Here is a 26136-nt window from a genome sequence, read left to right as displayed (position 1 = left end):
GGCCGCGTACAGGCCGAGACCTGAGATCACGTTCCCGAGTCGGTGTCATCGGCGATGAGTGGCACGGACCGTACCGATCTGCCCTCCGCGTCGAGAATGCGGCCGAGCACCTTGATCGTGCGCAGGACCACCGACCGGTCCTGGATCCGCAGCGCGGGCAGTGCCTGGCTCATCTTCCGTTCCAGGTCGTGCGCTTCGGCTGCCGTCCGCAGCCGGGCGTCGATGATGACGTTGTGGGGCCCTGCCACGAGGTTGATGGCCCGGACTCCCGGCAGCGTACGGATCAGCCCTTCGGCGCTGTCCAGATCGTGGACGTCGAGTGAGCCGAAGAAGACGGCGGCGACGGGACGCCCCGAAAGGTGGCGTGAGGTGTCGCAGCGGAAGGTGATCAGCCTCGCGTCCTCCAGGCGGGCCAGCCGGCGCCGCACGGCGACGGGGCCGAGGCCGACGTGTTCGGCGAGCCGCTCGAACGACATCCGCCCGTCGATGCCCAGCGCGCGGACGATGCGGAGGTCGGCGGGCTGGAGGACGGCGTCGTGGCCGGGGCGGGTTCCGGCGTCGGCGTGCAGGCGGCGGCGCTGCTCCGGGTTCAGCGCGCCCTCATGCCACCGGCTGGCGTCCAGGGCCGAGCGCGTCACGAGGTTGCTGCGCACGTGCGTGACCCCCTGGACGCGTCCCACACGGTCGAGAAGGTACCGGGAGAGCGCGTCGAGGTCCGGGGCCTGGGCCAGCACCAGTACGTCCCGCGCGCCGGAGGTCAGCTTGACGTTGGCCGCCTGCATGTCGGCGGCGAGGATCTCCGCCACCTCGGCCGATCGCCCCGGCGTGCAGTCGATCTCCACCAGTGCGCCCGTGGGCGTCGCGCCGCCCGACAGGTGGGCGGTGACCCAGGCGACTCCTTCGGACTGCATGCGCGCCCATCGTCGCCTGACGGTCGCCGGGTCCACTCCCAGGACGAGCGCCAGCTCCCGCCGGCTCGCGCGCGGCGCCGATCGCACAGCGTCGGCGATGGCGATGTCGAGTTCGTCGAAGGCCGAGGTCACCACGTGCCGATGGCCCCTTTCCGTGAAGTGAGGCCGCCCCTATGGAAGAAAAGCGGCAATTTCCCGGGCCGTCCGCAAGGTAACCGTAGCTTGGTGCCGGTCAAGGCGAAACCACACCATGAAACAGGGAGAAGTCGCTTGCAGATCGAGCACAAGGCGGCTTTGCGGGTGCACAACGTCCGGCTCATCGACGGTGCCGGCCCGACGGCGGTGGCCGATGCCGTGCTGGAGGCGGACGCCGACGGCCGGATCACCTACGCCGGCCCGGCCGGCCAGGCGCCTCCGCCACGCGACGACGTCCACGCGATCGACGGCCGGGGCGGGACCCTCCTGCCCGGATTCTTCGACTGCCACATCCATCTCGGCACCCCGTCGGACCAGTTCGTGGTGAACGACGTGCTCATGAACCCCCCCGTCACCCGTACGCTGCGCACGGCCGAGCGGCTGCGGCACACCCTGGAGGCCGGCATCACCTCCGCGCGCGACCTGGGGGCGCTGCCGGCGGCGTTCCGCGACGCCGTACGGACCGGGCTCGTCGAAGGCCCGCGTCTCCAGGTCGCCGTGGGCGTCATCAGCCACACCGGCGGGCACGCCGACGCCACGATGCCCGGCGGGATCGACATCGGCCTCGACTTCTGCGAGCTCGCCGACGACGCGCGGGAGGCGCGGAAGGCGGCGCGCCGGATGCTGCGCGCCGGCGCCGACATCATCAAGATCTGCACGAGCGGCGGGATGAGCAGCGCGGGCGACGATCCCGACGACGAGGGCCTGCGCGAGGACGAGGTCGCCGCGGTCGTGGACGAGGCGCTGCGGCACCGCGGACTCCCGGTCGCCGCACACGCCCAGGGCCGGGCCGGCATCCTCGCCGCGATCCGCGGCGGCGTCCGCTCCGTCGAGCACGGCAACGCCATCGACGACGAAGGGTGCGATCTGCTCGGCGAGCGCGGCGGCTTCCTCGTGCCGACCCTGGCGACCGTCTTCCAGCCGCTCGACCCGGCCAGGAACCCGCCATGGCGCTATCAGAAGAAGCTGCGCTGGAACGAGCGCACCAAGGAGAGCATCGCCGCCGCCATCGAGCGGAAGGTGAACATCGCGGTGGGGACCGACGCGGGGAGCACCCCGCACGGACGCAATCTCGCCGAGCTGTCCCACCTCGTGGAGCTGGGCATGAGCCCGATGGACGCGATCCGCGCCGCGACGTCCCACAGCGCCCGCCTGCTGGGGGTCGAGGACCGGCTGGGCACGCTGCGTCCGGGCATGCTCGCCGACCTCGTCATCTGCGCCGGCGACCCGCTGCGGGACATCGGCGTCCTGTCGGCGCCGGAGAACATCGTCGTGGTCGCGCAGCAGGGGGTCGTCCGCAAGAACCTGCTCCCGGCCTCCGGCCTCGCCGGCGCGGGACGGCTTCGATAGCGCCCGCCTCGCCGGCCGATCGCCCCGGCGGTGCCACGCCACCGGAGCGGGATCCTCGCCCCGGCACCGCACCATTCTCGTCCCACCCCTGGAAGGAATTCATGACCGACGTATTCGACACCGACGTCCTCATCATCGGAGCCGGGCCGACCGGCCTGACCCTGGCGTGCGACCTCGCCCGCCGCGGTGTCACCCACCGCATCGTCGAACGGGACCCGGTGCCGAACCGCGCCTCCAAGGGAAAGAGGCTCCAGGCCCGCTCCCTCGAAGTGCTCGACGACCTCGGCGCCATCGACCACATCCTGCGGCGCGGTGTCGCCGAGCTGCCCATGAGGTTCCACGAGCCGAACGGCGCGATCGTGGACAAGCCGTCGATCGGGGCCCGGGCGAAGGACTCGTTCCACACGCCGTACCCGCAGGCGCTGTGGATCGGGCAGTTCGACGTCGAGTACGCGCTGCGGCAACGGCTCGGAGAACTCGGCGGACGCGTGGAGTTCGGCGCCGAGGCGATCGGTCTCGAACAGGACGACGACGGCGTCACCGTCACCCTGCGGACGCCGGACGGGGAGCGGGCCGTCCGCGCCCGCCTCGTCGTGGGAGCGGACGGCGGTAAGAGCACCACCCGGAAGCTGATCGGGCTCCCCCTGGTCGGCGAGACCTACGACGAGCAGCGCTGGTACCTCGGCGACGTCACCGTGCCGGATCTCGACCGCGGCCACATGCACATCTGGCCCTCCGAACGCGGCATGCTCGGCCTCACTCCGCTCCCCGGCAGCGACCTGTGGCAGTTCCAGAGCCCGATCCTGCCCGGCGAGGAGCCGGGGACCCCGTCGCTGGAGTTCTACCAGCGGTTGTTCGACGAGCGCGCAGGCAAGGGCGCCGTGGTGCTGGCCAGCGCGTCCTGGCTGTCGGTGTACCAGGTGAACGTCCGCATGGTGGAGGACTACCGCAAGGGCCGGGTCCTGCTCGCCGGCGACGCCGCCCACGTGCACCCGCCCGCCGGCGGCCAGGGCATGAACACCGGCATCCAGGACGCCTACAACCTCGGCTGGAAACTCACCAGCGTCGTGGACGGCGCCCGGATCGGCCTGCTGGACACCTACGGCGCCGAACGCATCCCGGTCGCCCGCACCGTCCTGGAAATGAGCTCGGACAAGATGACCAGGACCTTGGAGCAGGTGGGCCGCGGCAGCGAGGACGGACTGGGCTCGGCGCTCGCCGGCATGGTGGACGAGTCGATGACCACCGGGCTGGGGATTCGCTATCGCACCAGTCCCATGGTCTACCGCAGCGGCAACGAGCCCGAGTCCGGCCCGATGCCCGGGGACCGGGCTCCGAACGCCGGCGGCCTGGAGGGCCCGGGGTTCAGCGGCGACCTCTTCGACCTCACGCGGGGACCGAAGTGGACGCTGCTCGCCTACGAGCACACCGATCCGGTCATCTTCGACAACGCCAAGCCGACCCACATGTACGTGTGCCGGATCGGATCGGCCCCGGACAGCGCCATCGTGGACGCCAAGGGCGAGTTCCGGCGCATCTACGCGCCTTATCCCGGCGAGCTCATCCTCATCAGGCCCGACGGGCACATCATCGCCCGGCTCCCGGCCGGCCAGGAGGCGGACCTCATCGACCACCTGGCCCCGTTCCGGTCGCACGGCAACCAGGTCAGGCCCTACTAGGACCGCCGCCCACGGCAGCTCGGCGGTCCGGAAAGGACAAAAGGGGCCTCATGCACGACAGCAGCATCAGCAGTACCAGCACCGGACGGCTTGAAGTGCACACCCGATGGAGCGTGGCGCTCGCCGGGCAGGTGGCCGTCCTGATCTTGGTGAACGCCATGGTCGACACGGTCATCTCGTCGCCGCTCCTCGTCCTGGAGCAGATGCTCGACCACTTCGACACCGACCAGGCGGCATGGCTCAACGCCAGTGCGATGCTGGCGGGGGCGATGTGGGCGCCGCTGCTCGGAAAGAGCGCCGACATCTACGGCAAGCGCAAGATGCTCGTGATCACGCTGCTCATCACCTGCGCCGGCGGACTCCTGTGCCTCCTCGCCCCCAACATCTGGGTGTTCGTCCTCGGGCGCATGGTGCAGGGAGCGGCCATGGGAGCCGTCTTCCTCACGGTCGCCCTGATCCACGACATGTGCGCGCCCCGCATCGGAATGGTCATCACGGGCATCGTGACCTCCGGGAACGCGATCCTCAGCATCGTCTTCCCCATCCTGTTCGAGGTGCTGGCCGAGGAGTTCGGCTTCCGGATCGTGTTCATCGCGTCGGTGGTGTTCGCGGCCGTCGCGGCGGTCCTCGTGCGCGTCTTCGTCGCCGAATCCTCGATCAAGACACCGGGCAGGATCGACATCGCCGGGGCCCTTCTCCTCGGCGGAGGACTGGCGGCGGTGCTCAGCTATGTCAGCCTCGGGTCGGAGTTCGGCTGGCTGGCCGCAGGCCCGCTCGCTCTCCTCATCGGCGGCGCCGCGGCACTGGCCCGGTGGGTTCTGGTGTCGAGCCGCGTTCCCCAGCCCGTGATCGACATCAGGAACCTCGGCAGGCCACTGGTGCTCACCCTCCTCGTGGTCGTCCTCGGAAACGGCGCGTACCTGAGCATGCTCCAGCTCTTCGGCCTCATCGCCGAGGTCTCGCCGGATCAGCGGCTCGGGTACGGGATCGGCGTCCCGGCGGGCCTGCTGTTCAGCGGCGTGTCGGTCGGGGCCGTGCTCGGCGGCACCCTGGCCGGAGCGCTCAACACGCGCATAGGACCGGCCGCGACACTGGCCGTTGGGGCGGTGCTCGGAGCCGTGGGGATCGCCGGGCTGTTCGTGGGGGCCTCCCAGCTCCCCCTCGCCGCCGCCTGCGGCTTCCTGCTGGGTCTCACGGCGGGAACACTGACGACGTCCGGCTTCAACATGGCGGTGACCCTCGCGCCCGCCGAACGGCATGGCGTCGTGTCCAGCCTGGTCATGGTCGTGATCGCGATCGGTTCGGTGACCTTCAACTTCGTGGGCGCGGCCGTGCTCAAGTCCACCAACCGGGTCGTCGGCGGGGAAACGGTGAACTCGGCCACGGGCGTGTACGGCTACATCGGGATCGGGACCGCGGCGTGCGTGATCGCCGTGGTGCTGGCCGTCATTCTGGTACGCACGCAGCGCACCGCACGTATGACGCCCTCGCCGGCCTCGTCGTAACCCGCGTCTCCGCCACGGCCAGGCCCCGGAACACGGCCAGGCCCCCGGAACACGGCCAGGCCCCGGAACACGGCCAGGCCCCGGAACACGGCCAGGCCCCGAGATGTGGCGTTCTTGTGTGGGTCGTGGGCATCTCGTGAGGATCCTGTGCCGGTGTGGCAGACAGGCCCGTCCCGGTCGCCGGCCGGTGATTCGATCCCGGCATGCGGAAGTCCTCGAAAGCACCCGTCCGCGCGTTACGCGCGTGGCGTCCTGACGGACGCGGTGACCGCCGGTGTCACATGTGGGACCCCGGCGGTGCTCTACAGATGTGGACGTCGCAGGGCATGGTGGGAGCGCACCGGTCGCCGCGCCGCCGGCCGCACGGTCCGGTGAGGAAAACGGCGCGGTGACCGGGCGAGCCGAGCAGAAGGACGGCGTGGCGGTGCCGGGTCCTCCGGGACGAAGGGCCGTCCGGGCCGACCTCGAACAGGTCTTCCGGGCGGCCTATCCGCGGGTCGTCGCCGTCGCCGCCCGGGTGCTGGGCTCCCGGGACGAGGCCGAGGACGTGGCGCAGGAGGTGTTCCTGGCGTTCGGGCGCTCCTCGGTCCCGGCGGGGGAGGCGTTGCGATGGTTGTCCGTCGCCGCGGCGCACACCGCGCTGAACCACCTGCGCTCCGGCCGCCGTCGCGCCTTCCGCGAGGAGGCGGCCGACGGCGGCGATGCCCTGTGCCCGGACGTCGCCGACGCGGTGGTGGCCCGCGACGAGCGCCGCCGCGTACGGGCGGCGCTGGCGCGGCTTCCCCGCAAGCAGGCCGTCGCCCTCGTCCTGCGCCACAGCGGCCTCAGCTACGCCGAGGTCGCCGACGCTCTCGATCTGTCCCCCGGCAGCGTCGGCACCACCGTCCGACGCGCCGAGTCCGCCTTGCGCAAGGAGTTGAACCGTCATGCGTCATCCGACTGACGGCACGCTGCGCCGGCTCGTGGACGAGCCGGCCGGGGTCGCCGACGCCGACCGCGAGCACGTCGCCGGCTGCCCGGTGTGCCTGTCCGGGCTCGCAGCCGCCCGCGAGGACGCGGCCGTCACGGGCGCGGCGCTCGGCGCCGGGTTCGCCACGGACGCGGACGTGGACGCGGACGTGGACGCGGCATGGCGCCGCCTGTCCGCCGCGATGGCCGCCCAGGAGCGGGGCGCCGCCACGGCCGCCCCCGCCCGCCGATGGCGTGCCGCGCTGCGCAGCCCGGTGGTCGCCGCGTTCGGCGTCGCCGCCCTCCTGACCGGGGCCGGTGCCGCGGCCGCGGCCGACTGGCTGCAGATCTTCCGGACCGAGCAGATCGCACCGGTGACCGCTCCCCGGGCCGACCTGGTCAAGCTGCCCGACCTGTCCGCGTTCGGCGAGCTTCAGGTGACCGAGGAGGTCCGCGTACGCGAGGTCGCCGGCGCGGCCGCCGCGCAGCAGGCCAGCGGTCTTTCCATCCCGCAGGTGAGCGAGCTGCCTCGCGGGGTCACGGGAGAGCCCGCCTACCACGTCGGCGACCGGGTGAGCGCGGTGTTCACCTTCTCGGCCGGCAAGGCGGCGCAGGCCGCCGCCGCGGCCGGCAAGACCGCCCCGCCGCCGCCCCCGGGCCTGGACGGCAGCCGGTTCCGGTTGGCCGCCGGACCGGGGCTCGCCGCGGTCTGGTCGCAGGGCCGCCCGGTGCCGGCCCTGATCGTGGCGCGCGTGGTCCCGCCCACCGCCGAGTCCTCGGGCATCTCGTTCGAGACGGCCCGCGACTACCTGCTGTCCTTGCGGGTCCTGCCCGAGAACGTCGCCTCGCGGCTTCGCGGCTTCTCCGGCGAGGGGACGACGCTGCCCCTGTTCACGGCGGCCGAGCGGGTGACGAGCACCGCCGCCGACGTCGGCGGGGCGCCCGCCACGGTGCTCACCTCGCGGGACGGCACGATGGCGGGCGTGGTCTGGATGCGCGACGGCGTCATCACCGCCGTAGCCGGCTCGCTGAGCGCCGACGAGGTGCTGTCGGTGGCCCGCGGACTGCGGTGGGACCGGTGATCGCCGGCGCCCGGCAGGACCGGCCCCTCCTCGGCGAGGCGGAGGCGCCGGCGCCCGAACCGGCCCCCGCGGCGGCGGTGTGGTGCTCGGGCCTGCGCAAGCGGTACCGGCGGCGGACCGCGGTGGACGGCGTGTCGCTCACCGTCGGCCGGGGCGAGGTGGTGGGCCTGCTCGGACCCAACGGAGCCGGCAAGACGACCGTCATCAAGATCCTTCTCGGTCTGGTCCGGCCCGACGCGGGGGAGGTGATGCTGCTCGGGCGGCCGGCGCGGGACCCGTACGCGCGGGCCCGCGTCGGGTACCTGCCGGAGCTGTTCCGGTACCAGCCCTGGCTCACCGCCGCCGATGTGCTGGCCCTGCACGCCCGGCTCGCCGGCGTCGCCGTGCCGGACCGGGAGCGGCGTGAGTTCCTGGCCGCCGTGGGGCTCGCCGATCGCGCCGGCGACCGGGTGGGCGGCTTCTCCAAGGGCATGCAGCAGCGCCTGGGACTGGCCGTCGCCCTGGTGGCCCGCCCGGAGCTCGTCGTCCTCGACGAGCCGACGAGCGCCATGGACCCGATCGGGCGGGCCGACGTCCGGGACCTGCTGCTGTCCCTCAAGGCCCGCCGGGTCGCCGTCCTGCTCAACTCGCACCTGATCGGCGAGGTCGAGCGGGTGTGCGACCGTGTCTTCATCCTGGACAAGGGCCGGGTCGCCGCGTCGGGCACCCTGGCGGAGCTGCTCGGCCGGCGCGAGCTGCGGCTGCGGCTCGACGAGGTGAGCGCGGAGGCGGAGGCGCGGCTGGCCGAGGCCGGGCGGCTCACCCGCAGCGGAGACGCCTTCACCGTCGCGCTGCCCGCCGGTGAGGACACCACCACCGTGCCGGACCTGGTGGCCGACCTGGTCGGCCTTGGCGTGCGCGTCCACGCGGTCGAGCCCGGGAGGATCAGCCTGGAGGAGCGGCTGCTGGACATCCTCCGCGGCGACTCGGACGGTGAGAGCCGATGACGGTGGTGCTCACCCTCGCCGCCCTCACGCTGCGGGAGGCGGTGCGCCGGCGGGTGCTGCGCGCGCTCGCCGTGCTGACGGTCGCGCTGCTGGCGCTCAGCGCCTGGGGGTTCTCCGTACTGGTCCGGGTCGAGTTCGACGGCAGCGCGCTCACCAGCGGGGAGGCCGCGCTGGTGGCCTCCCAGATACTCAACCTGGTGATGTTCGGCCTGAGCCTGATCGCCGCGCTGGGCACGGCGTTCCTCGCCGGCCCGACCCTGGCCGGCGAGATCGAGTCGGGGATCGCGCTGGCCGTGCTGGCGCGGCCGATCCGCCGCTCGGCGGTGCTGCTGGGCAAGTGGCTGGGCCTCGTGGTCTTCGGCAGCGGCTTCGTGGTCACCGCCGGACTGGCCCAGTTCGTCATCGTGCGGGCCACCGCGGGCTACTGGCCACCGCAGCCGGCGGCCGCCCTGGCGCTGCTCGCGGCGCAGACGGCGGTGCTGCTCACCCTGGGCCTGCTGCTGTCCACCGTCATCTCGCCGATGGCGTCGGGCATCGTGTCGGTCGGCCTGTTCGGCGCCACCTGGATCGCGGGCGTGGTCGGCGGGGTCGGCCAGGCTCTCCACAACGAGGGCGTGGCCCGGGTCGGCACCGTCTCCCGGATGCTGCTGCCCACGGACGGCCTGTGGCGCGGGGCCATGCACGCCTTGCAGGACCCGATCGCCCTGGCGCAGTTGGGCGGCCCCGCGCTCGAAGGCGGCTTCCCGTTCCTGAGCAAGGCCCCCCTCACCCCCGCCTACCTGGCCTGGACCGGCCTGTGGGTCGTCCTGGCGCTCGGGCTCGCGGCGCTGGCCTTCCACCGCCGCGACCTGTGAGATCCCCCGTGGGGGAGCGGGGCGGGCCGGCGTCAGGCGGCGCAGGCGGGGCAGGTGCCGTAGATCTCGACGGTGTGGCTGACCTCGGTGAACCGGTGGGTGTCGGCTATCTTGCGCACCTGGTCGGTCCAGGCTTGGAAGACGGACTCCTCGATCTCGACCGTGGTCCCGCAGGAACGGCAGACCAGGTGGTGATGCCGTTTCGGGCTGCACCGCCGGAAGAGGGCCTCGCCGGTGGGCGGGTGCATGACATCGACCTCGCCGGTTTCGGCGAGGGACTGCAGGGTGCGGTAGACGGTGGTGAGGCTCACCTTCGCGCCGCGCTCGCGCAGCAGGAAGTGGAGGTCCTGGGCGCTGCGGAACTCGTCGACTTCGTCCAGGAGCTCGCGCACCGCGATCCGTTGACGGGTGACCCTGGTCGGCGTCTCGGCCACTGAGCTCCCTGCGGGCATTGCACACGAAGAACGCCCATGACCTTATCACGTGCCGCGTGACCTGCGGACTTCCCTTTCGCGCCGGGCCGGTTGAAACGAATTCGGTTTTCATTCTAGTCTGTGCCGTGCTCACAGTTCCGGCGTGGGGAGGGGCACCCCTGTGATCTCCGATCGGCGCGCGGCTCTCAGGCGGGTGGAGGCGGCGCTCGGCGGCCACCCGTCGGTGGGGGCGGCGGTGGCCGCGTACGAGGGAGAGCGGACGGTCGTCGCGTACGTGCAGGGTGCGACCCCCGTCACCAAGGCGGATCTGCGGCTGGCGGAGGCGGCCCGGGAGATCGCGGCGAAGGCCGTGCGCGAGCCGGGCGAGACCGGCTCCTCCGGGCCGGTCGGCCGCTACGCGCTGGCGGTGGCCGCCGCGGCGGTGGCGGATTTCGCGCGCAGGCGCGGCCGTGCCGGGGCCCTGCGCGTGCTGGAGGCGCGCGCGGGCGAGGGCGAGGTGACCGCCGTGCTTGTCCCGGCCCTGTCCGCGTACGAGGCCGAGTACCTGTGCACCGAGGCCACCGAGTCGTGCCTGGCCGTGCTGCGCCGCAGGTTCGCGGGCCGCCCGGGGGTGGGCTTCGGGCTGCTGGACGTCGAGGAGGACGTCCGCGGCCAGGGGTACGCGCCGCACTCCCACCACCTCGTCGTGGTCTCGGGCCCGGATCGTTGCTCCGGGCCGGTCCTGGCCCGGCTGCGCGAGCTGGTGGCGCCGGGCGGGTGGCTGGTGTCCGTCGCCACGTCGGCCGACGGGCGGGGCCGCGCCGAGTGGCTGGAGCGGGCGGCGGGGGCCGGTTTCGCGCCCCTGCTGAGCCTGCCGGACGAGGGCGATCCCGTGGCCGGGCTCGGTGCGCACGTCTTCGTCGGGCGCTCTCCGGTGCGCCCGAACGCCCGGCACCTGATCGAGTACGCGGCCCGCCGGCTGCCGCCCGAGCTGGTGCCCGCCTCGATCCATGTCGTCGATCGGGTCGAGGGCCGCGAGGAGAACGGAGGAGGGCCGGATGCGGGTCAGGGTTGAGGTCGAGCGGTGCATCGGCGCCGGGCAGTGCGTGCTCTCGGCGCCCGGGGTCTTCGACCAGGACGACGACGGCGTCGTGACGCTGCTGCGGCCGGAGCCCCCGGCCGGGGAGGCCGGCGCGGTGCGGGAGGCGCTGCTGCTGTGCCCGTCCGGTGCCCTGCGGCTGGAGCAAGACTAACGATATTGACAATCATTTTCATTAACGGGATGCTGATGGGGTTCGCCGGTCCAGAGGAGAGGAACCCGTGTCCCACAGCATTCACCGTCGTGACTTCCTGGCCGTCGCGGCGGGTCTCCTTGCGGCTCCCGTGCTGTCGGCCTGCTCGTCCAGCGGCGGGCAGAGCGCGGCGCAGCAGGCGTCCGCGTCCCCCAAGAGCGGCGGCACGCTTCGCGCCGCGTTCCCCGGCGGCGGCGCGGCGGAGACGCTCGACTTCCTCAACGGCCCGACGGCGCTGGACTACGTCCGGGCGCGCGCCATGCACGGGGCGCTCGGCGCGATCGACCCCGGCGCCCCCGACGGCGTGCGCTACGGCGTGCTGGAGCGCATCGACATCAGCGACGACCTGTCCAGCTACACCCTGAAGGTACGGCGCGGCGTAAAATTCACCGACGGCTCCGCCCTGACCGCGCGCGACGTGCTGTACTCGCTCAACGCGCCGGTCACGCTGGGGTCGCTGCCCTTCCTCAAGCCGCCGTCGCAGAACTTCGACCTCGCCAAGGCCAGGGTCGAGGACGACCTGACCCTCGTGCTGCCCACCAAGCGGCCCATCGCCGACGGGCGGCTCATCCTGTGCCAGAGCACGCTGGTGTTCAAGGACGGCACCACCGCCTTCACCGCCGGCATGCCGACCTGCGGCCCGTTCAAGCTCACCGAGTTCCAGCCCGGCCAGGGCGCCGCGTTCGTCAGGCACGACGAGTACTACGGCCTCGCGCTCGGCGGCGGGCCGTACGTGGACGGCCTGGAGTTGCGCTCCATCGCCGATGCCACCGCCCGCGTCAACGCGCTCACCGGCGGGCAGGCCGACTTCGCCGCCGACATCGGCCCCGTGGCCTCCCGCACCCTGGCGGCGAACGGCCGCTTCGCCGTGGAGACCTCCGAGCTGCCGTACGCGACGTCGCTGTCCTTCGGCCTCAACCTCGCCCACGCTCCGTTCAGGGACGTCCGGGTGCGGCGCGCCTTCAAGCTCGCCGTGGACAGGGAGGCGATCGTCAAGACCGTGCTGTTCGGCCACGGGTTCGTCGGCAACGACCTGCCCTCGCTCGGCTTCCCCGACTACGCCAAGGAGATCGAGCAGCGGCCGTACGACCCCGGCCAGGCGCGGTCGCTGCTGCGCGACGCCGGCGCCGACGGCATGAAGATCACCCTGACCACGGGCTCGGAGGTGGCGGGGCTGGCCGAGACCTCCACGCTCTACGCCGAGAACCTCAAGGCGATCGGTGTGGACGTCACCCTCGACCAGCGTCCCCCGGGCCGCCTCTTCGCCGACGAGGGCTACTTCAAGCTGCCGTTCGCCGCCTCCTTCAGCCCGCCCACGCCTCCTTTGTCGCAGTACGAGTCCACGCGGACCGCCGGGGCGCCCTCCGCCTTCGGGTTCGACCGTCCCGACATCGACGAGCTGGTGGCCAAGGCGAGGGGCGCGCGTGACGCCGGGGAGCGGCGCGAGGCCGCCGTCCGCGCCCAGCGGCTGATGTGGGAGGAGGGCAACCAGGTCATCCCGGTCTTCGTGCCCTCGATCAACGGTCAGGCCAAGACGCTGGGCGGGGTGCGGTACGAGCCGTTCGCGAGCTTCAGCGAAGCCCGCCTGGTATGAGATGGGTCGCGTTCCTGGCGCGGAGGATCGCGGGCGCCGCGGCGGTGCTCGCGATCCTGTCCGGGCTGATCTTCGCGGCGACCGAGGCGCTGCCCGGCGACGCGGCCGGCGTGCTGGCGGGCGCCGACGCGTCCGCCGCCGAGCGCGCGCAGTTGCGCGCGGATCTGGAGCTGGACCGGCCGCCCCTGGAGCGGTACGGCGACTGGATCGCCGGCGCGGTGGCCGGCGACCTCGGCGTGAGCCTGGTCGGGCGCCGTGACGTGGACGCGGTCCTGTTCGACCGGCTGCCCAACAGCCTCCTGCTCACCGCGCTCGCGCTGGGCGCGGCGGTCCCCGCGGCCATCGCCCTCGGCCTCGCCGCCGGCCTGCGCGAGGGCCGCCCGGCCGACCGGATGGTGTCGTCCGCGGCGCTGGTCCTGGTCAGCCTGCCGGAGTTCCTGACGGTGACGCTGCTCATCGCGGTGTTCGGCACCTGGCTCGGCCTGCTGCCCGAGGTGTCGCTCACGCCGCTGGGCGGCAGGCCGTGGGACACCCCGCAGGCCATGGTGCTTCCCGTGCTCAGCCTCGCGGTGGTGGGCCTGGCGGTGATGACCCGGCTCGTCCGGTCCTCCGTGGCCGAGGCCGCGGCCTCGCCTTACGCGGAGGCGGCCCGCCTGGCGGGTGTGCGCGGCGTCAGGCTCGCGCTCCGCCATATCCTGCCGAACGCGCTCGGGCCGGTCGTGCAGGTGTTCGCCGTCATGTTCGGCGGGCTGCTGGGAGGGGCCGTCGTCGTCGAGACGATCTTCAACTACCCCGGCGTGGGCTTCGAGCTGCAGCAGGCGGTCGCCAACCGCGACGTGCCCATGGTGCAGGGACTCGCGCTGGCCCTGGCCGCCCTGGCGCTCGCCGTGCTGCTCCTCGGCGACATCGTCGGCACGCTGGTGAACCCGCGGCTGCGGAGCGCCCCATGACCCGGCGGGCCCTGTTCGCGGCGCTGTGCGCCGGGGTGATCGTCCTGATCGCGCTCGCCGGCCCCCTGCTCACCGACCGCTCGCCGACCGCCCAGGCCGGCAACGCGCTGCTGGCCCCCAGCCCGGAGCACCCGCTCGGCACCGACGTCGTCGGGCGGGACGTGCTCGCCCGCGTGCTGCACGGCGGCCTCGCCGTGGTCGCGCTGTCCGCCGGCGCGACCGTCCTGGCCGGGGCGGCGGGCCTGGCGCTCGGCGTGCTCACCGGCCTGGCCGGGCGCAGGACGGGCGAGCTGGCGGTGCGCGCGGTGGACGTGCTCGGCGTCGTTCCGCCGCTGCTCGTCATGCTCCTCCTCGCCACCGGGTTCCCGGCCGGCGACCTCGCCGTGCTGGTCGCGGTCGCCCTGGTGAGCCTGCCGTTCTCGGTACGGGTCGTCCGGGCGGCCACCCAGCAGGTGGCCGGGTCGGGCTTCGTGGACATCGCCCGCGCGCGCGGGGACGGTCAGTGGCGCATCCTGCGCCACGACATCGTGCCCAACATCCTGCGGCCCGTGCTGGCGGAGACCGGGCTGCGCCTGTCGGCCTCGATCCACCTCACGGCCACGGCGGGCTTCCTCGGGCTGGGCGCGGGCGCGCCTGCCCCCAACTGGGGGCGCATGGTGGGCGAGAACGCCGTCGGCTTCGCCCTGACCCCGTGGCCGTTCCTGGCGCCGGCGCTGCTGCTCGTCGTCTTCGCGGTCTCGGTCAACCTGCTCGCCGACGAACTCGGCCGGGCCCTGGGGGTGCGGTCGTGAGCGAGCTGGCCCGCGTCAGCGGCCTGGTCATCGGGCCGGCCTCGGGCGGGGCCCCGACGGTGGACGGCGTCGGGTTCACCCTGGACAGCGGCGAGGTGCTGGGGCTGATGGGGCGGTCGGGATCGGGGAAGACCACGACCGCGCTGACCCTGCTCGGCCACATCCGGCCGGGGCTGCGGCTGCGCGAAGGGTCCGTACGGGTGGCGGGGCTCGATCCCTTCGCCCCCGCGGACGTCCGCCGCCTCCGCGGACGCGTGGTCTCCTTCCTCGGCCAGGACCCCGCCGCGGCGCTCAACCCCGCCCGCCGCATCGGCGGCCAGATACGCGAGGCCGTGCGCCTGCGCGCGGCCTCGGCCGGCCCGGACCAGGTGGACAGGCTGCTGGACGCGGTGCGCCTGCCCGCGGGCCGCGACTTCCTGCGCCGCTTCCCGCACCAGATCTCCGGCGGGCAGGCCCGCCGGGTGGCCTTCGCCATCGCGCTCGCGGGCGCGCCCGAGTTGCTGATCCTCGACGAGCCGACCGCGGGGCTGGACACGGTCCTGGCCCGGGAGACGCGCGACCTGCTCCGCGAGCTGGCGGAGGGCAGGGGAGTGGTGCTGGTCAGCCACGACGAGCACCTGGTACGCGCACTGGCCGCGGACCGCGTGCTCGTGCTCGACGCCGGACGGCCGGTCTCCGCCCCGCCGCGCGCCGCCCGCGTCACACCGTCTCCCCCGCCCGGACCGCCGTCCGAGGGACCGGCGGCCCTGCGCGCCGAGCGGCTGAGCGCCGCGCACGACCGCCGCCCCGTCCTGCGCGAGGTGTCGCTCGCCGTCGGCCGGGGGGAGTGCGTCGCCGTCGTGGGCCCCTCGGGCTCCGGCAAGACGACACTGGCCCGCTGCCTGGTCGGGCTGCACCGGCCGGCCGGCGGGGAGATCTCGCTGGAGGGGACCCGGCTGGCGCCGGACGTGCGCCGCCGCACACCCGATCAGCGGCGCGCGGTCCAGCTCGTCGCCCAGGACAGCATGGGCGCCCTGAACCCGCGCGAGACGGTGACCGCGGCGCTGACCCGGCCGCTGCGCGCCCGCGGCCTGCCCAGGACCCGCGTCCCCGGCCTGGTCGCCGAACTGCTCGGCCGCGTCCACCTGCCCGCGTCGCTGGCCGATCGCAGGCCGCCGGCGCTGTCCGGGGGCGAGCGCCAGCGGGTCAACCTGGCCAGGGCGCTGGCGTGCGCGCCCCGGGTCCTGGTGTGCGACGAGGTGACCTCCGCCCTGGACGCGGAGATCGGCGAGGCGGTCCTCGGCCTGCTCGACGAGCTGCGCCGCGACCTCGGGCTGGGCGTGGTGCTGATCACCCACGACCTCGCGGCGGTCGCCCGGTCGGCCTCCCGCGTCCTCGTCGTGCACGAGGGGGAGATCGTGGAGCGGGGCCCCACCGCGTCGGTGCTGTCGGGGCCGCGGCACCACGTCACCCGCATGCTGGTGGAGCACGCCGCGGACCAGGGCTTCGGCGCGCCCGCGCCCTGATCACCCGCCGCCCTGCCCCGCGGCTCCCGTCAGGTGCCAGCCGCGCGTCCGGCTGCGCTCCTGCCAGAAGCGGGAGTAGGTGCCGCCGGCGTCGAGAAGCTCCTCGTGCCGCCCCCGCTCGGTGATCCTGCCCTCGTTCAGCACCAGGATCTGGTCGGCGGCCTGCACGGTTCGCAGCCGGTGCGCGATCACCAGCAGGGTGCGCCGGCCCGCCAGCGAGGCCACCGCCGCCTGCACGACGGCGTCGTTCTCCGGGTCCAGGGCGGCGGTGGCCTCGTCCAGGACCACGATCGGGGCGTCCTTGAGCAGGGCGCGCGCGATCGAGACCCGCTGGCGCTGGCCGCCGGACAGCAGCGTGCCCGCCTCGCCCACCGGCGTGTCGATCCCGCGCGGCAGCGCCGCGACGACCTCGTCCAGGCCCGCCGCCGAAGCCGCCCGCAGCACCTCCTCGTCCGAGGCGCCCGGCCGGCCGACGCGGATGTTGTCCGCCAGCGAGCCCTCGAACAGGTAGACGTCCTGGAACACGAAGGACACCAGCGCCATCAGGTCCTCGGTGGCGATGTCCCTGACGTCCACGCCGCCGATGCGCACCTGGCCGCCGGAGACGTCCCAGAACCTGGCCAGCAGCCGGGCGACCGTGGTCTTCCCCGCCCCCGACGGGCCGACCAGGGCCGTCATCGTCCGCTCCGGCATCGTGAAGCTCACCTCGCGCAGCACCGGCCCGTCGCCGTAGCCGAACGTCACCGCACGGAACTCGACGTCCGCCGAGGCGGGCACGACGGGCCGGGCGGGCTCGGGCAGGGGCTCCACGGCCAGAACCCGGTTGATGCTCGCCAGGCTGTTGGCCGAGATCCTCATGCTCGCCCCCAGCCCGGCGGCGGCCGACAGCGGCTCGGCGAACCGGGCCGTCAGGATCAGCAGGGCCGGCAGCGCGGGCGCCGCGAGCGAGCCGCCCAGGGCCGCGTGCACCCCGACGATCAGGACGGCCGCGAACACCGCACGCACCGCGAACCCGAACGCCACCAGGCCGGGCACCGCCCGCCACAGCATCGCGCGGTCCGCCGCGCCCTGGCCCGCCAGCGCCCGGTCCAAAGCGCCGTCGCCGCCGGCCCTGCCGAACGCCCGCAGCACCGGCTGGGCCTGGGCGAACTCCACCACGCGGCCCGCGGCCTCGTCGATGCTCGCGTGCCGGTCGCGGTCGGCCCGCTCCACCATGCGGTTGCTCCACCTCAGGATGACGGCGAGCAGCGGCAGCGAGACCACCAGGGTCAGCGCGATCCGCACGTCGAACAACGGCATCACGGCGACCACGGTCAGCGGGGTGAGCACGGCGGTGACGGCCGGGCGCAGCAGGTGGGCGGGCACGTTCATCACCTGCGGCACGCTCTGGCTGTTCATCCGGCTCAGCTCGCCGACCCGGGTGCGGTCGAACCAGCCCAGGGGAAGCTGGACGATCTTGTCGCCGAGCCGGTGGTGCAGCACCCGGGCGAGGTCGGAGCCGGTACGGAAGGCCGCGGTCTGCGCCGTCCAGGTGGCCGCCGCCGCCGACAGGCCGCTCACGGCGACGACGCCGAACCAGGGCCAGGCCGATCCCGGGCCGGGTCCCAGTATCGCCTCCATGAGCGGGACCAGCAGGGCGTACGTGACGCCCTGCAGCACCGACGAGACGGCCAGCAGGGCGAGCAGGCGGCGCAGCGGGCCGGAGTTCTCCGGGCCGAGCGCGGTGAACAGTGCGCGGATCACGGGGTCTCCACAACGGTGTCGGTTCGTCGGCTTTCCTGCGCGGGCTCCTGCGCCCGCCACATGCGGGCGTAACGGCCGCCGCGGGCGAGCAGTTCGGCGTGCCGCCCCTTCTCCACCACCCGCCCGGAGTCCAGGACGACGATCTGGTCGGCCTCCCGGACGGTGGCCAGCCGGTGGGCGATGACCAGCAGCGTGCGCCCGGCCGCGACCGCGGACAGGGCCTGCTGGATCCTCGCCTCGGAGTGCGGGTCGGCGTACGCGGTGGCCTCGTCCAGGACGAGGACGGGCGTGTCGGCGAGCAGCGCGCGGGCGATCGAGATCCGCTGCGCCTCGCCGCCGGAGAACTCGGCGTCCACGCCGACCTCCGAGTCGTAGCCGCGGGGCAGGGCCTGGATCCGGTCGTGGATCTGCGCGGCCCGCGCCGCCCGCTCGACCTCCTCCAGCGGGGCGTCCGGCCGGGCGAGGCGGATGTTGTCGGCCACCGTGCCCCGCAGCAGCGCCACCTCCTGGAAGACGAACCCCACCGTGCGGTAGAGGGCGGCGGGGTCGATGCGGCGCACGTCCACGCCGCCGATGGTGATCGACCCCTCGGTGACGTCGAAGAACCGGGCGACCAGCTTGGCGAGCGTGGACTTGCCGGCTCCGGAGGGCCCGACCAGGGCGGTCACCGTGCCCGGCGCCAGGTCGAGATCGACGCCGCTGAGCACCTCCGCGGCGCCGTCGTAGGAGAACCCCACGCCGCGCAGGCGCACCCCGCCCTCCCCGGGCGCCTCGGGGTCCGAGGGGCGGGGCATGACCGGTTCGGCGAGCAGCGCCGTGACGCTCTTCGCCGCCGTGTCGCCGCCGCGCAGCGCCTGGATCCGGGTCCCGATCCCGGAGACCGGGGCGGGGATCACCGGCGCGAGCAGGGCGAAGGGCACGATGTCGGTGGCCGGCATCCATCCGGCGCCGATCATGGCCAGGCCCGTGCCGAGCACGACGATCAGCACCACGACCGGCGACACCGCGAGCTGGGAGGCGGTGGTGACCCCGGTGGTCCGCCGCGACCAGCGGGAGAAGAAGTCGTGGAAGGCGTCGGCGGCCCGGATGAACCTCTGGTGCGCGCCACGCGCCCCGCCGAAGGTCTTCACCACGGCGATGCCGTCCACGAACTCCACGACGCTGCTGTTGATCTCGCCGGCGGCCCGGCCGTACTCCGCCATCAGGGGGCCCGCCCCGGACATCGCGCGGGCGAACAGCGCGAGGCCCGCGGCGAGCGGGAGCAGGGTCACCAGCGCCAGCCGCCAGTCCACGCCGAGCAGGTACGCCAGCGCCGTGACCGGGGTGAGCACCACGGAGGTGACGTCCAGCAGCGTGTGCGCGACCAGGTAGTGCATGGAGTGGATGTCGTCCTGCACGACCTTCTTGACCTGGCCGGAGTTGGTGGCGGAGAACCAGCCCAGCGGGACCCGGGCCAGATGGCGGACCAGGTCGCGCCGCAGCCGGAGCTGCAGCGCGTTGTCCGCCACGTGCGCGACCGTGCTCGCCGCCGCCGCGCACAGCAGGCTGACCAGCACGGCGGCGGTGCCGGCCGCCACCAGCCACCACACCCGCTCGGGCCGGGCGCCGCCCCCCAGCAGCGCGGCCGCCACTTCGGACACCGCGATCATGGGCACGACCCCGGCCACGGCGGCCAGCGCCTGGAGCAGCACGGCCACCGCCAGCCGCCCGCGCACGGGGGCCAGCATCTGGGCGAACACGGGGGGTTTCATATCGTTCCGGTCTCCTCGTCGTCGGTGCCGCCGTATCCCAGCCGGGCCATCTCGGCGGCCAGGGCGGCGACCGTGGGATCGGTCAGGAAACGCCGCGCGGTGACCTCGACCCCGAAGCGGTCGCGCAGCGTGGTGATCAGCCGCAGCGCGTCCAGGCTGTTGCCGCCGAGGGCGAAGAAGTTGGCCTCGCGGTCCGCGACCGGCTGCTCCAGCAGCTCCGCCCAGAGCGCGGCGACGGCGGCCTCCACCGGTCCCCGCGGCGGGGACAGCGCGCCGGCGGGCTCCTCGGCCGCCAGCGACTGCAGCGCGGCCCGGTCGATCTTGCCGTTGCCGGTCAGCGGCAGCGCGTTGAGCACCGTGAACCGGCCCGGCACGGCGTAGCCGGGCAGCCGCGTGGCCAGGAAGTCCCGCAGGGACGCCACCAGGCCGGCGTCCGCGGGCGAGCCGGGGACGGGCTCCAGGAACCCGCACAGGCCGCGCCGCCGCCGGTCGCCGACGGCCACGACCACGGCGCGGGCCACGCCCGGATGGGCCTCGGCCGCGGCCTCGATCTCGCCCAGCTCGATCCGGTGCCCGCCGATCTTGACCTGGTGGTCGGCCCGGCCCAGGAACTCCAGCGTGCCATCGGGCCAGTAGCGGCCGAGGTCGCCGGTGCGGTACCAGCGCCGGCCCTCCACGACGGGGAACTTGGCGGCGGTCAGCCCGGGGTCGCCGCGGTAGCCCCTGGCCACGCCGTCACCGCCGATCCACAGCTCCCCGGGCACCCAGTCCGGCCGGTCCCGGCCGCGCTCGTCCACCACCCGGTAGCGCTGACCGGTCAGCGGGAAGCCGTACGGGATCGACGTCCACTCCGGCGCCACCTGCCCGGCCTCGAAGGCGTTGGACCAGATGGACGCCTCGGTCGCGCCGCCGAGCGCCACGAGGCGGCACCGGCCCTCCGACTGGGCGGCCAGGCGGGGCGGCAGGTCGAGACCCACCCAGTCACCCGACACCAGGGCCAGCCGCAGGCTCGGCGGCAGCGCGCCGCCGCCGGCCGCGACCAGCAGCATGTCGAGCAGCATGGGCACGCTGTTCCACAGCGTCACGTCATGGGCGGCGGCCAGCTCCAGCCAGCGCCGCGCGTCGCGCCGCTCGTCCTCGCCGGGCAGCACCAGCGCCCCGCCCGCGCCCAGCAGGCCGAACACGTCGTAGACGGACAGGTCGAAGTCGAGGGCGGAGACGGCCAGCACCCGATCGTCCGGTCCGACGCCGTAGCGGCGGTTGACGTCGGCGACGGTGTTCGCCGCCGCGCCGTGCGTGATCTCCACGCCCTTCGGCACGCCGGTGGACCCCGAGGTGAAGATCACATAGGCGAGGTCGTCCGGCGAGAGCGCCACCGGCTCCGGCAGCGGCGCCGCCGTCTCGGCCTGGGGGAGCGCGAGGACGTCCACGTCCGTGGCCGCGCCGGGGCCGCCGAGCACCAGCCGCACCCCGGCGCCCTCGTAGATCCGGGCGCGGCGCAACCCGGGCTGCTCCACGCCGACCGGCACGTACGCCGCGCCGGCGGCGAGCACCCCGAGCACGGCGACGATCTGCTCGGGCCCCTTGGGCAGCGTGACGGCGACGGTGTCGCCCGGCCCGACGCCGCGTGCGGCGAGGGCGCCGCCGACCCGCAGGGCGCGCTCCGCCAGCTCGCCGTGGCTCACCCGCCGTCCGTCGGAGGCGATGAGCGCCGGGCGGCCCGGGTCGCGGCGCGCCGCGTCGAAGACGGCGGTGTGCAGCAGCCGCCGCGGCAGCGGCTCGGCGGTGGCGTTGACCCGGTCCCTGACCCGCCGCTGCTCCGGCGGCAGGGGGGCGGGGAGCGGCCGGGACCAGTCCTGGGCGGCGAGGTGGTCCAGCAGCCGGTTGTAGGCGTCGAACATCGCCTCCAGCACGCCGTCGCAGAACAGCCCGTCGATCGCCTCCCACGTGACCAGCAGGCCGCCCCGGGACTCCAGCACCTGGTTGTCCAGGCACACCTGGGGCGACTGGGAGATGCCCCAGACGCGTTCGGGGAACTGCGGCGACATGTCCATCGACACGCCGTCGCCCACCCCGATCGCGCTGGTGAACACGACCGGCACCGCCTCCATCGTGCCGGTCGCCCTGGCCAGCTCGCGCAGCAGCCACGACGGGGAGACCTCCCGGTGGTCGAGGTCGGCGCCCATCTGCCGCTGCAGCCGGCGGGCCGCCTCTGGCCATTCCTCCCCGGGCCGGGGCCGGTAGTCGGCCAGCGAGAGCGTGGTGAAGTCGCCGAGCACCCGGCCGATGTGCGGGTGCACGTCGCGCCGGTTGAACAGCGTCAGGGTGACGGTGAGCTCCGGCGAGCCGCTCCAGGCTCCGAGGATCTCGGCGTAGCAGGCCAGCAGCGCGGTGGAGGGGGTGAGGCCGTGGCGGCTCGCCGCCTCCTTGAAGGCGCGCCACGGGCCGGGCGGCAGCCACCGCTGCCGGCGGGTGAACCGGGGCCGGGCCACCTGCGCGGGGTGCCGGGTGAGCGGGAGCCGGGGAGTGGCGGGCAGGTCCGCCACCCGGGACCGCCAGTACTCCTGGTCCCGCGCCGCGATCTCCGGGTCCGGGCGGACCTGGAGCACGTAGTCGCGGAACGACATCTCGATGGGGGCCAGGGCGGCCCCCGGGTCGCGGTAGAGGAGGTCCAGCTCGGAGAACAGCGTCATGATCGACAACGCGTCGAACAGGATGTAGTCGAGCCCGATGGCGACCCGGGTCCGCACCTCGCCGCCGCGCCGGTAGCGTACGGCCGCCACGTCGAACAGCGGCCAGCGGGTGAGGTCGGCGAGGCGGTGGGACTTGTCCCGCCGCAGTTCCGCCAGCGCCTCGTCCGCGTCGGCGTCCGTGCCGCCGGTCGCGTCGCGCACCTCGATCCGGAACTCGGGCACCTCGGCCAGGATGCGCTGGTCTCCGTCCTCGTCGAAGACCGCGCGCAGCATCTCGTGCCGGTCGATGAGCCGGCGCCAGGCGGCCTCCAGCCGGTCCAGGTCCACGCCGGTCCCGTCGAACTCGGCGTACTGCCAGGTGCCGACGCCGCCCAGGGGGAGCCGTTCGTCGCGGCCGATCCAGTAGACGCGCTGCACGTCGGTGGGCGGGAACGGCTCGTGCCGGTTCGCGGGGTCGGCGACCAGGGCGGGCACGGCCTCGGGCGCCCCCGGCTCCTCCGCGCCGAGGGTGAGCGTCGCGGCGAAGCCGGCCAGCCGCGGTGAGGCGAACAGCGCGGTGAGCCGGCATCCGGACACCCCTTCGGCCCGCAGCAGGCCGACCAGCCGGGTGGCGAGCAGCGAGTCGCCGCCGAGCTCGAAGAAGCTGTCGTGGCGCCCGACCCGGTCCACGCCCAGCAGCTCCGCCCAGACCTTCGCCACCAGCGACTCCAGCTCTCCCTCGGGCGGCTCGGCCGTTTCGGCGCGGTCGCCGGCCTCCTCGGCCAGGACGCGCAGCACCGCGGCGCGGTCCGGTTTGCCGTTGGCGGTCAGCGGCAGCGACGGCCGTACGGCGATGTGCTCGCACACCATGTAGCCCGGCAGCCGCTCGGTCAGCCACCCGATCAGCTCCTGCTCCGTCACGGGCTCGCGCGCGGCGACGGCGGCGGCGAGCCGCTGGGAGGCGCCCCGCAGCACCGCCGCGACGGCCCGCCCCACCGCCGGATGCGCCTCCAGGGCGGCCTCGATCTCGCCCAGCTCGATCCGGTGGCCGCGCACCTTCACCTGGTGGTCGGCGCGCCCCAGGAACTCCAGCACGCCGTCGGGACGGTAGCGGGCCAGGTCGCCGCTGCGGTACCAGCGCAGGCCGTCGTGCTCGACGAACCGCTCCGCCGTGCGCGCGGGGTCGCCGCGATAGCCGTTCGCGACGCTCGCCCCGCCGACCCACAGCTCGCCGGCCACCCAGTCGGGGCAGTCGCGGCCCCGGGCGTCCACGACCCGGCAGCGTACGTTGTCCAGCGGCGTGCCCCAGGGCATCGACCGCCAGGCGTCGTCCACGCGGTCCACCTCGAACACGGTGGAGTGGATGGCCGCCTCGGTCATGCCGCCCAGGGCCGCGAACCGGCATCCGGGGGCCACGGCGCGCAGGCGTCCCGGCAGGTCCAGGCCGACCCAGTCGCCGCCGAGCAGGACGACCCGCAGCGCGGGGCTCGCCTCGTGCGGGGTGTACCCGGCCGCGGTGAGCAGCATGTCGAGCAGCGCGGGCACGGTGTTCCACACGGTCACCCCGTGCCGGGACACGAGCCGCCACCACGCGGCCGCGTCGCGCCGCGCGTCCTCCGGGACGACGACCAGGGCGCCGCCCGCCGACAGCAGGCCGAACACGTCGTAGACCGACAGGTCGAAGTCGAGCGCGGACACGGTGAGGACCCGGTCGTCCGGCCCGATCCCGAAGCGGGCGTTCAGCGACTCGACGGTGTTGACGGCGGCCCGGTGGGAGACCTCCACGCCCTTGGGCTCGCCGGTGGAGCCGGAGGTGAACAGCACGTACGCGGGCGCGTCCGCCTCGTGCGCGACGGGCGCGGCGAGCGGCTCGCAGGCGTCCGCGTCGCCGAGCAGCAGCACCGGCGCCGTCCCAGCGGCCTGGCGTACCGCCTCGGCCACGGCCTCGGCATGGTTCTCGTCGGTCAGCACGGCCCGCGCGCCCGCGCGTTCGTGGATGCGCGCGCGCCGGGGCGCCGGCTGATCGACGCCGATGGGCACGTAGCAGGCGCCCGCCGCCAGGACGCCGAGCACCGCGGCGACCTGGCCGCCGCCCTTGGGCAGGGTGATCACGACGGAGTCGCCGGGCCGCACGCCATGGGCCCGGAGCAGCGCGGCGACCCGCAGGGCTGAGGCGGCCAGCTCCCCGTACGTGAGCCGCCCGCCGTCCTCGATCAGGGCGACGCGGCCGGGCGCCTCGGCGGCCCGCAGGAAGAACCCCTCGTGCAGCAGGCGCGACGGCAGCGCCCGCCCGGTGTCGTTGACCGCCGCGCGCACCGCCGCCTGCCCGGCCGGCAGCAGCGGGCCGACGGGCCGCCGCCACGCCTCCGCCGAGGCCAGCAGACTCTCGATCAGGTCCCGGTACGCGCCGAACGCCGCCTGCGCCACGCCCGGGGCCAGGACGTCCTCCCGGACGTCCCAGTTGAGCAGGAGCCCGTGGTCCAGCTCGGTGACCTGGGCGTCGAGCCACACCTGCGGCCCCTGCGAGATGATCCACACCGGCCGGCCGAAGCGGCGTTGCAGCGGCTCGTCGTAGATCTCGCCCAGGCCCAGGGCGCTGGTGTAGACGACGGGCGCGAGGGCGTCCCTGCCTTCGCGCCGCAGATCGCGCAGCACCTCCACGCCGCCGTACGCGCCGTGCGCGATGGCCGCGCGCAACCGGTCCTGCAGCAGCCGGGCCCGCTCGGCGAACGGGACCGCGCCGCTGACGTCGGCGTCGAGCAGGACCGAGCCGCTGAAGTCGCCCACCAGCAGGTCCACGTCCGGGTGCAGCCGCTCCCTGTCGAACAGCGGCAGGTTGAGCAGGAACCGCTCATCGCCGCTCCACGCCCCGATGACCTCGGCGAACACGGTGGCCAGGGCGGCGGCCGGGGTCACGCCGTGCTGCTGGGCCAGGGCGAGCAGCCGCCGCTTGGCGGCGGCGTCGATCCAGTGGTGCAGGCGGACGGTTCGGGGCCGGTCCGCGTGGCCGGCCTCGGCGCGGGTGGGCAGGCGGGGCGCGGACGGCAGGCCGGCCATCCGCTCCCGCCACCACGCCCGCGCGCGTTCGCGCTCGGCGGCCCGGCGGGGACCGCGCTCGGCCAGGTACCGGGGGAAGGAGTAACCGATCGGCGGCAGCTCGCCGCCCTCGTACAGGGTGCGCAGGTCGCCGAGCAGCACGCGCATGCTCAGCGCGTCCGCGACGATCATGTCCAGATCGACGTGCATGCGGGTGGCGCCGCCGGGCAGCAGCGTCAGCGCGACCTCGAACACCTCGCCCCGGTCCACGTCCATCCGGCGGTGGGTGTAGTGCTCGCGCAGCTCCTCCAGGCGCGCGGCGGCCTGCTCGGGCGTCAGGCCGCGCAGGTCGCGCACGGTCACGTGCGGCAGGGCCGGCTCCTCGGCGATCCGCTGGCGGCCGTCGTCCAGGAACCGCGCCCGGAGCATGGCGTGCCGGGCGGCCAGCGCGCCCAGGGCCGCGTCCAGCCGTTCCGGGTCCACGCCCGAACCGTCGAACTCGACGTAGAAGTGGGCGGCGACCTCGCCGAACGGCTGCCCGGGGCGGCGGCCGACCCAGTACGCGTGCTGCATGGTGGCCAGGTCGAACGGCGCGCGCTCGTCCACCTCGGGCGCCGCGGCCTGAAGGGGAGTCCCGGCCTGTGCGCGGCCGGCGAGCAGGGAGCGCCAGTGGCGCAGGGTGGCCTGCTCGGCCAGGTCCTCGAAGGTGACCGGCAGGCCCATCCTGCGCCAGCCGCCGGCGAGCCGGATCAGGCCCAGCGAGTCCAGGCCCTGCCGGAACAGGTCTTCGTCCTCGTCGATCTCCTCCGCGTCCAGCCCGAGCACCGCGGCGACGGTCTGCCGCAGCTCGGCGTCGTCAACGGGGGTAACGGTCATGGA

General features: G+C 74.4%; 18 protein-coding genes. 13 read left to right on the top strand and 5 right to left on the bottom strand.

The genetic code is table 11. The annotated features are described in order from the left end of the window. Positions 1-26 precede the first annotated feature (26 nt). Positions 27-1046: an Lrp/AsnC family transcriptional regulator gene (locus HNP84_RS55200; RefSeq protein ID WP_185052424.1), complete on the bottom strand. Its 1020-nt coding sequence runs from the start codon at positions 1044-1046 to the stop codon at positions 27-29. Between the two features lie 135 nt (positions 1047-1181). Between HNP84_RS55200 and HNP84_RS25430 the strand changes: the two genes are divergently transcribed. The 7 genes from HNP84_RS25430 to HNP84_RS25400 all read left to right on the top strand — a co-directional run bounded on the left by HNP84_RS25430 (position 1182) and on the right by HNP84_RS25400 (position 9510). After that, positions 1182-2456 (top strand): metal-dependent hydrolase family protein, encoded by a 1275-nt coding sequence (locus tag HNP84_RS25430; RefSeq protein ID WP_246518613.1) that lies wholly within the window; start codon positions 1182-1184, stop codon positions 2454-2456. Positions 2457-2557: 101 nt separating this feature from the next. Further along, positions 2558-4135 carry an FAD-dependent monooxygenase gene (locus HNP84_RS25425; protein ID WP_185052422.1) on the top strand — a complete coding sequence of 526 codons (1578 nt, stop codon included), beginning with the start codon at positions 2558-2560 and terminating at the stop codon, positions 4133-4135. A 50-nt stretch (positions 4136-4185) separates the two neighbouring features. After that, the gene (locus HNP84_RS25420; protein WP_185052421.1) at positions 4186-5640 is read left to right on the top strand and encodes an MFS transporter; all 1455 of its coding nucleotides are present in this window, start codon (positions 4186-4188) and stop codon (positions 5638-5640) included. A gap of 388 nt (positions 5641-6028) precedes the next feature. Then, positions 6029-6583 carry a sigma-70 family RNA polymerase sigma factor gene (locus HNP84_RS25415; protein ID WP_221336725.1) on the top strand — a complete coding sequence of 185 codons (555 nt, stop codon included), beginning with the start codon at positions 6029-6031 and terminating at the stop codon, positions 6581-6583. Further along, positions 6567-7670, top strand: a complete 1104-nt coding sequence (locus HNP84_RS25410; RefSeq protein WP_185052420.1) for a hypothetical protein — start codon at positions 6567-6569, stop codon at positions 7668-7670. The genes HNP84_RS25415 and HNP84_RS25410 overlap by 17 nt, the downstream gene beginning before the upstream one ends. Beyond that, positions 7667-8656, top strand: coding sequence for an ABC transporter ATP-binding protein (locus HNP84_RS25405; protein WP_185052419.1), 990 nt, complete (start codon positions 7667-7669; stop codon positions 8654-8656). The genes HNP84_RS25410 and HNP84_RS25405 overlap by 4 nt, the downstream gene beginning before the upstream one ends. Then, positions 8653-9510, top strand: a complete 858-nt coding sequence (locus HNP84_RS25400; RefSeq protein ID WP_185052418.1) for an ABC transporter permease — start codon at positions 8653-8655, stop codon at positions 9508-9510. Before HNP84_RS25405 ends, HNP84_RS25400 begins: the two co-directional genes overlap by 4 nt. 32 nt (positions 9511-9542) lie before the next feature. Here the strand turns inward: HNP84_RS25400 and HNP84_RS25395 are convergent, their stop codons facing one another. Next, complete coding sequence (locus HNP84_RS25395; RefSeq protein WP_312925684.1) at positions 9543-9944, bottom strand: Fur family transcriptional regulator; 402 nt, start codon at positions 9942-9944, stop codon at positions 9543-9545. Positions 9945-10104: 160 nt separating this feature from the next. On the opposite strand from HNP84_RS25395, the gene HNP84_RS25390 reads away from it, so the two are divergent. The 6 genes from HNP84_RS25390 (at position 10105) to HNP84_RS25365 (ending at position 16055) form a co-directional block, all read left to right on the top strand. Next, positions 10105-10998, top strand: a complete 894-nt coding sequence (locus tag HNP84_RS25390; RefSeq protein WP_185052416.1) for a class I SAM-dependent methyltransferase — start codon at positions 10105-10107, stop codon at positions 10996-10998. After that, a complete protein-coding gene (locus tag HNP84_RS25385) occupies positions 10982-11176 on the top strand; it encodes a ferredoxin (RefSeq protein WP_185052415.1) in 195 nt (64 codons plus the stop codon). Before HNP84_RS25390 ends, HNP84_RS25385 begins: the two co-directional genes overlap by 17 nt. Before the next feature lie 67 nt (positions 11177-11243). After that, positions 11244-12809, top strand: coding sequence for an ABC transporter substrate-binding protein (locus HNP84_RS25380; RefSeq protein ID WP_185052414.1), 1566 nt, complete (start codon positions 11244-11246; stop codon positions 12807-12809). Continuing rightward, positions 12806-13759 (top strand): ABC transporter permease, encoded by a 954-nt coding sequence (locus tag HNP84_RS25375; protein WP_185052413.1) that lies wholly within the window; start codon positions 12806-12808, stop codon positions 13757-13759. Before HNP84_RS25380 ends, HNP84_RS25375 begins: the two co-directional genes overlap by 4 nt. Further along, a complete protein-coding gene (locus HNP84_RS25370) occupies positions 13756-14550 on the top strand; it encodes an ABC transporter permease (protein WP_185052412.1) in 795 nt (264 codons plus the stop codon). Before HNP84_RS25375 ends, HNP84_RS25370 begins: the two co-directional genes overlap by 4 nt. Beyond that, entirely contained in the window at positions 14547-16055 is a 1509-nt protein-coding gene (locus HNP84_RS25365; RefSeq protein WP_185052411.1) for an ABC transporter ATP-binding protein, read from the top strand. Before HNP84_RS25370 ends, HNP84_RS25365 begins: the two co-directional genes overlap by 4 nt. Here the strand turns inward: HNP84_RS25365 and HNP84_RS25360 are convergent, their stop codons facing one another. From HNP84_RS25360 to HNP84_RS25350, 3 genes are read right to left on the bottom strand one after another with little or no spacing between them, the layout of a single operon-like run. Beyond that, entirely contained in the window at positions 16056-17798 is a 1743-nt protein-coding gene (locus tag HNP84_RS25360; protein WP_185052410.1) for an ABC transporter ATP-binding protein, read from the bottom strand. Then, positions 17795-19549 (bottom strand): ABC transporter ATP-binding protein, encoded by a 1755-nt coding sequence (locus HNP84_RS25355; RefSeq protein ID WP_185052409.1) that lies wholly within the window; start codon positions 19547-19549, stop codon positions 17795-17797. Before HNP84_RS25355 ends, HNP84_RS25360 begins: the two co-directional genes overlap by 4 nt. Continuing rightward, on the bottom strand, positions 19546-26133 hold the full coding sequence (locus HNP84_RS25350; RefSeq protein ID WP_185052408.1) for a non-ribosomal peptide synthetase: 6588 nt from the start codon (positions 26131-26133) through the stop codon (positions 19546-19548). The genes HNP84_RS25355 and HNP84_RS25350 overlap by 4 nt, the downstream gene beginning before the upstream one ends. Positions 26134-26136 lie beyond the last annotated feature (3 nt).

The organism is Thermocatellispora tengchongensis, assembly GCF_014202315.1.
Lineage (GTDB): Bacteria > Actinomycetota > Actinomycetes > Streptosporangiales > Streptosporangiaceae > Thermocatellispora > Thermocatellispora tengchongensis.
Note: the sequence above shows the minus strand (reverse complement) of the source record. Positions and strands in the feature narration are given on the sequence as shown.